A 12091-nucleotide genomic window follows, 5' to 3' on the forward strand; every position below is an offset into this window, starting at 1 on the left:
GTGAAAGGGGAATCATCGGGTGAACAAGATCAACGCGGCCAATCTTCCGGACGGGACCAAGGCGCAACGCGTCTACCTGCATCTGCACGATCAGATCACCGAAGGACAGCTTTCTGTAGGGGAAACCTTGCCCGGTGAGCAGCGGCTGGCCGAGAAGTTTAGCGTCTCACGCGTGACCATAAGGCGGGCGTTGGACGCCCTTTCGCAAAATGGCCTGATTGAACGTCAAGCCGGTAGTGGCACCCGAGTATCCGGCCAATCCACCCTCGGCGCACCTGCGGCGATGGATTTCAACACGCTTATGCCGCAACTGGTCGAAATGGGACAAAGCACCACAGCGCGGCTATTGTCGTTTTCCTACGGCAAAGCCCCCGAGGTGGTGGCAAAGACCATGGGGCTTCCGAGCGACCATCAAGTGCAGATCGCAACGCGGGTGCGCCTGACTGACGATGTTCCATTTTCACATCTGACGACCTATGTGCCCGCTTTGATTGCGGAGAACTACTCGGAAAGCGACCTCGCTACGACACCGCTGTTCAAACTTCTGGAACGCAGCGGCGTGCAGATTGAGCAGGCGCATCAGACCGTTTCCGCAACGTTGGCGGGGCCTGACGTGGCCAAGGCACTAGGCGTTGCTGTCGGCTCAGCCCTGCTGTCGCTTAAGCGCATCGTTCGGGATGTCGAAGGAAATGGGGTCGAGTATCTTTCGGGCCTCTATCGTTCTGACATGTTTCGGCTCGAGATGCCTTTAGCGCGCGTGGGGACCGGTTCAGCCAGGCATTGGGAGCCCGCGATCGGACGTAGCGAGGAACCCGGGAAATGAGCAAACCGCGCACCATGCTCGACAAGCTCTGGGCCACGCACGAGGTTCTGAGGCGCGAGGATGGTGTGTCGCTGCTTTGGGTTGACCGCCACTTGGTGCATGAAGGGTCGCATCATGCCTTTGCCAAGCTGAAAGAGCGCGGCTTATCCGTGGCTGAACCTGCCCTCACGTTTGCGGTGGCAGATCATTACGTGCCCACAAGAAACCGAGACCGGATTGTCGATCCAAAGATCGCCCGGATGATCGAAACCTTGCAAAACAACGCGTCGGACCACAACATCAGACTTTTCGATCTCAGCGACCCGTCGCAGGGCATCGTTCACGTAATCGGGCCCGAGTTGGGTCTGACATTGCCCGGGCTGCTTATCAATTGCGGGGACAGCCACACGTCCACTCACGGGGCATTTGGCGCATTGGCTTTCGGGATCGGGGCAACAGAGGTTGCGCATGTTTTGGCGACGCAGACGGTCTGGCAGCGAAAACCCAAGGCCATGCGAATAAGCGTCGAAGGTCGTTTGGGGTTTGGCGTCACTGCCAAGGACATCTCCCTGAACTGGATCGCGCAATTGGGCAGCGGCGGTGCGCAGGGCCACGCGATTGAGTATGCAGGACAGACAATTCGGGATCTGTCGATGGAGGGGCGCATGACACTGTGCAACCTCTCAATCGAAGGCGGGGCGCGGTTTGGCATGGTTGCGCCGGATGAGGTAACGTTTGCCTATCTTGAAGGACGCGAATACGCGCCTTCGGGCGCGGATATGCAAAGAGCGCAACAGGCGTGGCGCGGCCTGATCACGGACGAGGGGGCCGTTTTCGAACGCGAGGTTAAGCTGAGCGCAGCTGACATCGCACCAACCGTGACGTGGGGCACCAGCCCGGAACAAGCCCTGCCCATAACAGCCAACATCCCTAGTCCAGACGCCACTGATCCAGCAAAGTCAAATTCAGCACAAGAAGCTTTGGAGTACATGGCGTTGAGGCCGGGGCAGCCTTTGGACGGTATCAAGGTGGATCAGGTGTTTATCGGCTCCTGCACGAATGGGCGGATTGAAGATCTTCGCGAGGCTGCTTTGGTGTTGTCTGGGCGCCAGGCGCGTGTGCCGGGGCTTGTCGCGCCCGGTTCAGCGCGGGTTAAGGCGCAGGCCGAAGCCGAAGGGTTGGACAGGATATTCCAAGATGCCGGGTTGGAGTGGGCCGCGTCAGGTTGCTCTATGTGCGTTGGCATGAATGGCGACGTTGTGGCCGAGGGCAAGCGCTGCGCATCTTCAACCAACCGCAATTTCCGCGGACGTCAGGGACGGGGCGCGCGAACGCATCTGATGTCCCCGGCGATGGCCGCCGCAGCGGCCGTAACGGGCACAATTACGGATGTAAGGCCGCTTTTGCAGGGCAGGGCGGCGTGATGGCGGGGTGGAGCACTCAACAGGGGCAGGCCCTGGCACTGGCGTTCGATAACATCGACACGGATCAGTTGATCCCGGCGCGTTTCATGTCAGTCCCGCGCAGTGAGGGGTACGGCCGCTATTTGCTTCACGACATGCGGCGGGACGAAAATGAACAGCTGTCAGCGGATTTCCCGCTGAACCGCCACGAGGGGATCAGCATTCTGGTTGCCGGACATAACTTTGGCAGCGGCTCGTCGCGCGAGGCAGCAGTTTATGCGCTGGTCGACGCAGGCATTCGCGCGGTCATCGCACCCAGTTTCGGCGACATCTTCGCAAACAACGCCATCAACAACGGCCTGTTGCCTGCTCGTGTCGGCGCTGAGAAGGTGTTGCAACTACAGCAGGCCCTGAAAGATGCCCCATGCCTTGCGTCGATTGATCTGACCGAGAACCGTCTGACCCTCGGGGACATAACCGCGACCTTTGAGCTGGACGAAGGATGGCGTGTGAAGCTGATCAACGGCTGGGACGACATCGACCTGACCCAGCAACATACGCAGACGATCAGTGCTCATCGGGATAACCGCAACAAGGCCGCCCCGTGGGCCTGGCCGAACAAACCGGATTAGGACACGTCGCGCAAAGACGACGCAATACGGGTCAAGAGACCTGAAATTAGGGGAAACCAGGAAAATACCCCTGAAACACGTGGAGGAATAACTATGAAGATGAACGCATTGGCTGGCCTTTTGGCAGGGGCCGTGATCGTCGCCGGAACGGCCAAAGCCGAAGAAACGATCTCGGCGGTTCACGCCTTTCCCGAAACGCTGATCTATACCCAAAGCTTTCTGGACTTTGTCGACAAGGTAAACGAAGCGGGCAAAGGGGTCATTCAGATCGACGTGCGCGGCGGGCCGGAAGCCATTGGCATGTTCCAACAGCCCGATGCGGTGCGCGACGGGATCGTTGACATGGTTTACACGCCGGGCTCGTTCTATGGTGGCGCTCTGCCCGAGAAAGATGCGATGGTCGCGTCGAACCTGACCGCGATCGAAACCCGCGAAAATGGCGGAACGGAACTGATCGACCAGATTCATCAGGACAAAATGGGCCTGAAATACCTCGGCTGGTTCGACAGCGGCGTCTGCTACAACCTTTGGACCCGTAACGAACCCAGTTTCGATGCTGACGGCAATCTGGAAGTCGAAGGTTTGAAGCTGCGCGGCAACAACGTCTACAATGCTTTCTTCACCAATTACCTTGGTGCGCAAGTCATCGACCTGCCCACGGGCGAGGTCTACTCGGCCCTGCAGCGTGGCGTCGTTGATGCGACAGGCTGGACTCAGATCGGCTTGATCGACCTGAAGTGGAACGAGTTCCTGAACTACCGCATCGAACCATGCTTCTTCTCGACTGATCTCGGCGTCATCGTGAACCTCGACCGCTGGAACTCGCTGTCTGAAGAGGCGCGTACGATCCTGCAAGACGTTGCGATCCAACACGAAAAGGACAGTGTTGAAGCCCTGCGCAGCAAACGCGATGAAGACTTTGCGGCCCTGGACGCTGCAGGCATGACAATTGTCACGCTGGAAGGTGAGGCAAAGGCAAACTACCTTGCCGCGGCCCGCGAAAAGACATGGGAGCGTATGAAGGGCCTGATGGCCGAGCAGCCCGGCGGCACCGACAACTATGATCGCCTGATCGAGCTGTTCTACGATCTCGACTCTGCGAACTAAGACCACTGACAGGCCCGTCCCAGACGTACGGGCCTTTCACTACTAGGGGCAGAGCAGGCGAGATGATGAAAAGGATTTATGACGCGGTGCTGTTTGGCATGGCCATTATCGCTGGTCTATTGCTGGTTTGGCTAATGCTATCTGTCATCACGTCAGTTCTGATGCGAAATGCCGGGCTGCAACCCTTTGCTTGGCTGTTTACTTCTGCAGAATACGGGCTGTTGTACATGACCATGCTGGGCGCGCCTTGGCTGGTACGGGAAAAGGGCCACGTCCACATCGAACTGGTGACGGCCTCGCTGCCTACTGGTTTGCGCCGGATTGTCAGCCGTGCGGTGGCAGCCGCCTGCGTGCTGGTCTGCCTGATCCTCGCGTGGCAGGGGGCTGATCTAGTCCAGACGAATATCGAGCGCGGGGACTACGACACCCGAGCTTACTATTTCCCCCGATGGATGCTGACTATCGCCTTTCCACTATCGTTTGGAATGATGGCGATCGAATTTTCGCGCTTTGTCTTCGGGCCTGAGCTGATGCACAGCGGAGAAGCAGGGATACACGAATAGTGGAGTGGTACGAAGCGCTTGCCCTGCTGCTTGGGTCGATAGTGTTCCTGATGGCCATCGGAATGCCCGTGGCACTGGCTTTTCTTGCAGCCAACATTCTGGGCGCATGGGTCTTTATGGGGGGGGAGCGCGGCGTCACGCAGCTCCTCAACAACGGGCTGGGTGCATTGACTAAATACGCGTTGATGCCAATCCCGCTGTTCTTGTTGATGGGTGAGATATTCTTTCACACCGGGTTGGGTGGGCGCATGTTCAGCGCGATAGACAAACTGCTTGGCCGACTGCCGGGACGGCTGAGCTATGTGACGGTTCTTGGCGGCACCGCGTTTTCAACGTTGTCTGGGTCGTCGATGGGCTCAACCGCGCTTTTGGGGTCGCTCATGGTCCCCGAAATGAACCGCCGCGGATATAAATCATACATGAGCATTGGACCAATTTTGGGAACCGGTGGCTTGGCGATCATCATCCCGCCCTCGGCGCTTGCCGTTCTACTGGCCACGCTGGCACAGATAGACGTCGCAGCATTGCTGATAGCCGGAGTCATTCCCGGCCTGATACTCGCCTTATTCTACATTGGCACAATCTGGCTCCAGACTCGGCTGGATCCCGAGGCGGCTCCTGCCTACGACGTCGAGCCTATGTCGTTGGCGTACCGCCTGAAATTGCTCATGACTGAGGTCGTGCCGATGGTTGGTGTTATGGTCGTGATTATCGTCTTGATGATCCGTGGCTTTGTCACCCCATCCGAGGCAGCAGCGTTTGGCGCGTTAGGCGTATTGATCCTGGCTGCGATTTTTCGTTGCCTTTCGTGGGAGGCGATCAAAAAGTCGGTCATCGGTGCTCTCAAGGTCACGCTGATGGCCTATTTGATCGTCTTCGGCTCGGCCACGTTCAGCCAGCTTTTGGCATTTTCTGGAGCATCGCGAGGACTGGTGAACTGGGCCATCGCGTTTGAACTTGCTCCATTGGCCATGCTGACAGTGATGTTCGCTGTCTTGTTGTTACTTGGCATGTTCATGGAGCAGATTTCGATCATGTTGCTGACCGTGCCAATCTTCTTTCCACTGGCGCAGACACTCGGGTTTGATCCGATCTGGTTCGGTCTGATCATGTTGCTCTCACTCGAGATCAGCTTCACTACACCACCATTTGGGTTGCTGCTGTTTGTGATGAAAGGTGTCGCACCGCCTGGCACAACGATGCGCGAAATCTACACGTCCGCCTTCCCCTTCATATTCTGCTCGATCCTGTTGGTCGTACTACTGATCGTGTTCCCAAATTTGGCACTGTTCCTGCCATCCTTGTAAGACTGTTCTTTTGTGGAAAGTGGATGAATGCCCTTGCGAAGGTCTTGTCAGAAGAACTTTGGTTGAGCGGGACAGAGTGGTTGCATAGCATTTAGCAATGACCAAACCAGCCTCCTTCAAATACTTCAAAACCAGCTCTGAGATCATCCTCCTTGCGGTGATGTTGTACATCCGATTTCCGCTCTCGCTTCGGAATGTTGAAGACCTACTTCATGAACGCGGGATCGATGTCAGCCATGAAACTGTCCGATATTGGTGGAATAGGTTCGGGCCGGTGTTTGCCGCTGAGATCCGACGAAAGCGTGTTCAGCAGCTGCGCGCATTCTCGAATTGGAAGTGGCACGTGGACGAGGTTTTTGTGAAGGTGAATGGCAAACGCCACTATCTATGGCGTGCGGTCGATCACGAAGGTGAAGTGCAGGAAGCGGTTGTTACCAAGCGCCGAAACAAACAGGCAGCACTGAAATTCCTCAAGAAGTTAATGAAGCGACACGGTTGCGCCGAAGAGATCGTCACAGATCGCTTCGCTTCCTACAAGGCTGCGCTCAGAGAAATGAGCGCGCACGAAAAACAACAGACGGGCAGGTGGCTCAACAACCGCGTTGAGAATTCGCATCTTCCGTTTCGACGACGCGAACGCGCGATGCAGCGTTTCAGACGCATGCGAAGTCTACAGAAATTCGCCTCCGTCCATTCCTCCGTCTACAACCACTTCAACCAGGAAAGACCGCTAGCCAGCCGAGACACCTTCAAGCTGACACGCGCCGCCGCTCTAAGCGAGTGGCGTCAACTTTGTTCCGGATAGGTTCGCGGATTTGGCGGTAACCTGAGACTGGTTCGAATTCGTCTGACAGCACCCCCACGAATGACTGGTTAGCGCCGGCTCCTATCGGAGCAAACTGGCTTTCACCCTTAATGGGCTACAAGTTCCATGCAGGAAACGCGCCTGGGTTGAAAAAAAACTTCCAATCAACCAAAGTGAACTTATCTGCTGTGCTGACATGGAGGCGCTTGTTTTGTGCAAGGCGATTTGACTGACACGCCGGTGGATACGGTACCGCATGCGCGGTTGAACCGACCTTTGTTGGGTATGAATTTCTTTGCCGGAGATGTGACCGCAGGGTTCGGCCCCTACTTGGCGATCTACCTTTTGGCCCAACTTCACTGGTCGCCCCAGAACATCGGTTTCGCACTTGCCCTCGGATCAATTGTAACGGTGCTGGCACAGACACCGGCCGGAGCATTGATTGATTGGATACGCGCCAAGCGGGCTTTGATGGTTGTTTGTGTCGCAGCTGTGGGTTTGGCGGCTTTGACCCTTGTTGTATCTAACGAGGCGATTGCGATCTATGGCGCGCAGGCGACAATAGGTGTCGCGCTGGCTTTTCTCGGTCCGCTGATTGCAGCCATGACGCTGGGCGTTGTTGGGCGACAGGCGTTTACCCGCCAAACCAGTGCGAACCAAGCATGGAACCACGCAGGGAACGTGGTGGCGGCGGGGATTGCTGCGGGTTTAGCATTGGCAGGCTATGTAAATGGGGTGTTTATCCTGATAACCGTGATGTGTGTGGGCATGATTTTTTGCACCATGCTGATCAGACCCAACGATATTGACCACGAAACTGCCCGTGGTGGCGTTGCAGAGGACAGATCGGGCGCCGAAAAGCCTAGCGGCTTTGCTACGATCTTCAGTGACAGGCGTCTTCTGATTTTTGGCGTTTCGATCGTCCTGTTTCACTGTGCAAATGCCAGTATGCTACCTTTGGTGAGCCAGAAGGTCGCCAGCGGAGGCGATACCAAGGCCGGGATTGCGTTCACCTCGGCTTGCATCATCTCGGCACAGTTCATTATGGTCGGAATGGCGGTTCTCTGTGGCCGGACCGCAGATCATTGGGGGCGCAAGCCACTGTTTTTGGTTGCTTTCTCAATTCTTCCGATCCGCGCCTTTCTCTATACTCTGACAGACAATAGCGTGGCGCTTGTCGCCATTCAGTCGTTGGACGGCGTAGCAAACGGAATCTTTGCCGTTCTGTTTTTGCTCATCGTTTCGGATGTGATTAAAGGAACCGGGCGGTTCAATATCGCACAAGGGGCGTTGGCCACCCTCGTCGGAGTTGGAGCTTCAGTCAGCAATCTGGCGGCGGAAGAGATCGTGCAGATAAGCAGTTACGATATGGCGTTTTACTTTCTTGCAGCCGTCTCGCTGCTGGGGGCATTGATTTTCGCCACTCTGATGCCGGAAACGGCTCCGCATGCAAGCCGCAATCAGAACAAGCCTGACGCCGCGCAATCTTAACCGGAGTAGCACATTGTCCTTCAGTCTTGGGGTCTCAATTGCCGTTTTCACTCTGATTGCCATCCGCGAATGGCTGCCTGCGTCTATCAAAATATGGCATGTCATGACGGCAGGAGCATTCGCTCTGCTGATCACGGGCGCAATATCTCCGAAATCCGCTGTTAAGGCGATAGACTGGAATGTCATGCTTTACCTGTTTTCCGTCTTCTCCATTGGGCGCTCCCTGTACGAAAACGGTATATCGCACCGGATCGCGGGCTGGATGGTAGGCTGGCGAACGCCCGGCGTCTCACTCGTGGCGTTCATGCTTCTGTTCGCGCTGATCGCCGCAGTCCTGACCAATGACGCGGCTGCAATTATCGGCACACCCATTGCGCTGATGTTGGCGCGTCAAACCGGAGCTGACCAGCGAACCTTTCTGATCGCGCTTTGCGTTACCGTCACGATCGGCAGCATGGCCACGCCTATTGGGAACCCGCAGAACTTGTTGATTGCGGCCAGCGGCCAAGTTCCGGCCCCCATGATTACGTTTGTTCACTGGCTCATTGTTCCCACGTTGATCTGTTTGGGAGGCAGTGCATTTTGGCTTTCCAAGCGAATGTTGGTTTCGACTCCAAGCGTGGAAAAGGCGGATGTAGTAGAGGAAAATGGCGGGGTTAAATGGCCAGTGCTTCTGGCCATTATTGTCCTTGTCGTTCTTGTAACCGTTGAGAGTGTTCTGGCAGCCACCGGATCAGACTTCGGGTATCCACTGGGGGTCGCAGCAGCCATCGCCTGTTTGCCAGTCTACTTGTTTGATAGTGCCCGGCTGAAAACCTTTGTCCGCCTCGACTGGCCTACGTTGGTATTCTTTGTATCCATGTTCATTGTAACGGGTGCGCTGCTGAATTCGGGATCGTTGCAGACTATTCTGGGCGAAGAGCGCGAGCATATGAGTGAACCGCTGGTGACAGCCGGTATCAGCTTTTTTGGCAGCCAGATTTTTTCAAACGTGCCACTGGTCGATATGTACCTGAAGCTGATGCCTTCTTTCGATGTGCCAAATCTGATGATGCTTGCCGGTATCTCGACCCTGGCTGGGAACGTCTTCATCATCAGCGCGGCTAGCAATGTCATCGTCTTGCAAATGGCGGATCGCATGGGGGCGCAGGAAGTGACGTTCACCCAGTTCATGAAGGATGTCATGCCCATCGGGCTAGTTTCGACCGGGATTACGGTTGGTTGGATTTTGCTTCTTGAGGCTCACTTGTCCGGCAAGGCGTTTTGATGAACAAACTGATTTGCACCGGCTCGGAGCCGCAGCTACGGGTCCGGCAGTTTTTTGAACTGTACTAGCCGGTTCCCTGATCTTTTAATCGCGAGACAAGCATCACGGCACGATAAGTTTCACCGTCTGGTTCGGCGGTTGCATAAAGGTGTGAATCGAGTGCGTTGTCAGAAATCGAAAAACGCCTTATTCCAGTTGGAAAGAATCCGTTCAATGCAAACGCCCGAGCTGCGGCTGCATTGACCTCGCCCGATGGCATAACTCGGACAACAGCGGCGAGTTTGTCTGTGTCCCAAGGCAGACTCATTGCGCGGGCAATAATATGACGTGCCAATCCCTGGCCCTTTAGTGTTGAGAACAAGCCGTTCAATTTGCGGATTCGAAGGCCATCCCAACTCTCGGGTTTCGTATAAAGGCCACCAAGCACTTTGCCATTCTCAAATACCACGACAAGGTTGTTTCCCGGTGCGGTAAGCATATCCTTCGATATGTTGTTCAAATTTGCAGGTGTACGATTGATCTGTTCTTTTAGCTCAAAAATATAAGCATCAATTACCTCATCCGGCGCAGCGTCAGCCGGGTATACTCTGATGCTCGGTGGCATTTTTCCAGAAATGCTCATTCAGTTTAGCAGTCCTTTTCTAAACGCACCTCGCAGCGTTCGCTCATTGCTGTTCGAAGACGGCTATTTCCTCGATCCACCTAGCATGTCGCGGATGATTTCAGCGAGCGCAATAGCGACCGGTTGCAACGAATTTGGGTCGAAGTGTACGCCATCAATGGTGCCGGGACCGACCACTTCATTGATATCAAAGCACCGCGCGCCAAACGTGGCGGCGACCGGGGGATATGTGTCGCGAAGCCGTTTCAGCGCGGCCGGGCATTGAACGGGATCGAACAACGGTGCCAGCCAAGTTCTGCTCACGTCACCCATCGCAGGAGGCACCAAAACCAGCGTTGCAGGTGCCCGGCCATCGGTTCCAACATTCGATTTCGACACGATTTCCAGAAGGCGGCCGAGACCACGGGCGATTTCATCGCCATTTACATTGAAGCGAGTCTTCACGTCATTTGATCCCAGAAGGATTATAACAAGATCGAGTGGCATGTGCGTCTTGAGCGCTATTGGCAATTGGGCGAGACCGCTCGTTTCGCCGATCATGGGATCGTCGAAGACTGTGGTTCTGCCATTCAACCCGTCTTCGATCACGTAGTAGGCTGTACCGAGTTCCGCCTGCAGCCGCCTCGTCCATCGTTCAGTGAATCCGTACCGGACAAAGTCAGCACCGCCGCGCGGATCAAACCCCCAGGTCAAGGAATCTCCGAAGCATAGCACTGACCTCGGGTCGTCAGCCTGCTGACTCTGTATTTCCTCGGTCACAATAGCTCGCTTTTCATTGCTCAAGGCCAGCATACTCGTGCTGGAAAGGACCTCAAGCCTTGAGCCGCGACACTGGCTAGCGAGGCGGCGAACGGCAAGGTCCTTCAGGGCAAGCTGTCACTTAGCGGCAGCTTCTACGCACACAACGAAGGTTCGGTTCGGCGGCTCGTACCGTGGCAAGGGTCGCCAAGGCTGTACGGCAGCTTCAAGGTATGGGTACCATCCAAGCTGAGGCAGTTTACAAACGAGCTTTTTCCGCTTGGGTCTCCTGCTTGATCACAGCGGAAGACCTGCACTAGCATTGAGGTGTCATGGCTAATGGTCTTCTCCTTGATATATCGGGTGTTCTTTACAACGGAACGCAAGTGATCTCGGGCGCCAAGGAAGCGGTGGATCGATGTAGAACGCAAGAGATCCCAATCCGTTTTCTCACAAACACCACTCGCAGACCCAAGCGGCTAATTGTCGAAAGGCTGAATCAATTCGGCTTTGCAGTCGACACGAACGAAGTCATCACTCCTTCTCAGGCTGCTTGTGACTGGTTGAATCAAAACGGGTATTCTCCTCACCTTTTGGTACATCCAGACCTGATAGAGGATTTTAAAGGGGTGGTTCAGGGAAAGCCTGCCGCTGTAGTTTTGGGTGATGCGGCGCAGTCTTTTAACTACGAGAACCTAAATGCAGCGTTTCGCGCTCTTGACCAAGGTGCCCCTTTCTTAGCGTTGGCAGCGAACCGGGTTTTTTGCGATTCCGACGGCGCGCTCAGTCTTGATGCCGGAGCGTTTGTGCATGGCCTTGAATACGCGGCCCAAGTCGAGGCTCAAGTCTTGGGGAAACCATCGGCCACGTTTTTTCGGGCGGCTGTAAACAGTATGGGATTACCACTCGCGGAAGTCATCATGATAGGGGATGACGCCGAAAACGACGTCGCCGGAGCGCTAAAAGCGGGTGTCGGCAAAGCCATCCTGGTCCGCACCGGGAAGTACCGCCCTGGCGAGGAAAAGCGATACGATCTGGTACCTTCTTTCGTGGCAGATGACATATCCGAAGCAGTTGGCTGGGTGATGAAGCTCCATGCCCGATGATGGGTAGGATCTGACACCCTCTGAGTGTCGCGTTGTGGGTGTTCAGTTGGCCTCTGGTTTTACGCTCGTGGCGAACGGCAGGTTGGGCTGGCCGCGTCGCAGTATTTGTTGGCGAAGTTCAATGTCCGGTTTGGGCCGCTAGTACTGGTAAGTCCTTTTCGGGTCGTTACGCTTACCAAGTTGTCTTCTGCCGACTTGCGGGCCACGTGTAGTATCGTAAGTTAAGCGCCAGCATCAGAGAGGGCATG

Annotated in this window: 12 protein-coding genes; 10 read left to right on the forward strand and 2 right to left on the reverse strand. The window is 55.6% G+C overall.

Going from position 1 to position 12091, the window contains the following annotated elements:
* Window positions 1-19: 19 nt before the first annotated feature.
* From ACR0JN_RS02470 to ACR0JN_RS02510, 9 genes are all read left to right on the forward strand, one after another.
* Complete coding sequence (locus ACR0JN_RS02470; protein ID WP_480883952.1) at window positions 20-823, forward strand: GntR family transcriptional regulator; 804 nt, start codon at window positions 20-22, stop codon at window positions 821-823.
* Window positions 820-2226, forward strand: a complete 1407-nt coding sequence (gene leuC / locus ACR0JN_RS02475; protein WP_480883953.1) for a 3-isopropylmalate dehydratase large subunit — start codon at window positions 820-822, stop codon at window positions 2224-2226. The genes ACR0JN_RS02470 and leuC overlap by 4 nt, the downstream gene beginning before the upstream one ends.
* Window positions 2226-2837: a 3-isopropylmalate dehydratase small subunit gene (gene leuD / locus ACR0JN_RS02480; RefSeq protein WP_480883954.1), complete on the forward strand. Its 612-nt coding sequence runs from the start codon at window positions 2226-2228 to the stop codon at window positions 2835-2837. Before leuC ends, leuD begins: the two co-directional genes overlap by 1 nt.
* Window positions 2838-2930: 93 nt before the next feature.
* On the forward strand, window positions 2931-3944 hold the full coding sequence (dctP, locus tag ACR0JN_RS02485; RefSeq protein WP_480883955.1) for a TRAP transporter substrate-binding protein DctP: 1014 nt from the start codon (window positions 2931-2933) through the stop codon (window positions 3942-3944).
* 65 nt (window positions 3945-4009) lie between these two features.
* Window positions 4010-4507 (forward strand): TRAP transporter small permease, encoded by a 498-nt coding sequence (locus ACR0JN_RS02490; RefSeq protein ID WP_480883957.1) that lies wholly within the window; start codon window positions 4010-4012, stop codon window positions 4505-4507.
* Window positions 4507-5814 carry a TRAP transporter large permease gene (locus ACR0JN_RS02495; RefSeq protein WP_170422451.1) on the forward strand — a complete coding sequence of 436 codons (1308 nt, stop codon included), beginning with the start codon at window positions 4507-4509 and terminating at the stop codon, window positions 5812-5814. The genes ACR0JN_RS02490 and ACR0JN_RS02495 overlap by 1 nt, the downstream gene beginning before the upstream one ends.
* A 97-nt stretch (window positions 5815-5911) precedes the next feature.
* A complete protein-coding gene (locus ACR0JN_RS02500; RefSeq protein WP_480883958.1) occupies window positions 5912-6619 on the forward strand; it encodes an IS6 family transposase in 708 nt (235 codons plus the stop codon).
* A gap of 225 nt (window positions 6620-6844) precedes the next feature.
* Window positions 6845-8110: an MFS transporter gene (locus ACR0JN_RS02505; protein WP_480883960.1), complete on the forward strand. Its 1266-nt coding sequence runs from the start codon at window positions 6845-6847 to the stop codon at window positions 8108-8110.
* Window positions 8067-9377 (forward strand): ArsB/NhaD family transporter, encoded by a 1311-nt coding sequence (locus ACR0JN_RS02510; RefSeq protein ID WP_480883961.1) that lies wholly within the window; start codon window positions 8067-8069, stop codon window positions 9375-9377. Before ACR0JN_RS02505 ends, ACR0JN_RS02510 begins: the two co-directional genes overlap by 44 nt.
* Before the next feature lie 64 nt (window positions 9378-9441).
* Here ACR0JN_RS02510 and ACR0JN_RS02515 read toward each other — a convergent pair whose 3' ends face one another.
* Window positions 9442-9999, reverse strand: coding sequence for a hypothetical protein (locus ACR0JN_RS02515; RefSeq protein ID WP_480819040.1), 558 nt, complete (start codon window positions 9997-9999; stop codon window positions 9442-9444).
* Window positions 10000-10062: 63 nt separating this feature from the next.
* Entirely contained in the window at window positions 10063-10791 is a 729-nt protein-coding gene (locus ACR0JN_RS02520; RefSeq protein ID WP_480883963.1) for a GDSL-type esterase/lipase family protein, read from the reverse strand.
* Between the two features lie 278 nt (window positions 10792-11069).
* Here ACR0JN_RS02520 and ACR0JN_RS02525 point away from each other — a divergent pair, with 278 nt between their 5' ends.
* Window positions 11070-11843, forward strand: a complete 774-nt coding sequence (locus ACR0JN_RS02525; RefSeq protein WP_480883964.1) for a TIGR01458 family HAD-type hydrolase — start codon at window positions 11070-11072, stop codon at window positions 11841-11843.
* The last annotated feature ends 248 nt before the right edge of the window (window positions 11844-12091 follow it).

The organism is Ruegeria sp. G12 (assembly GCF_056533565.1).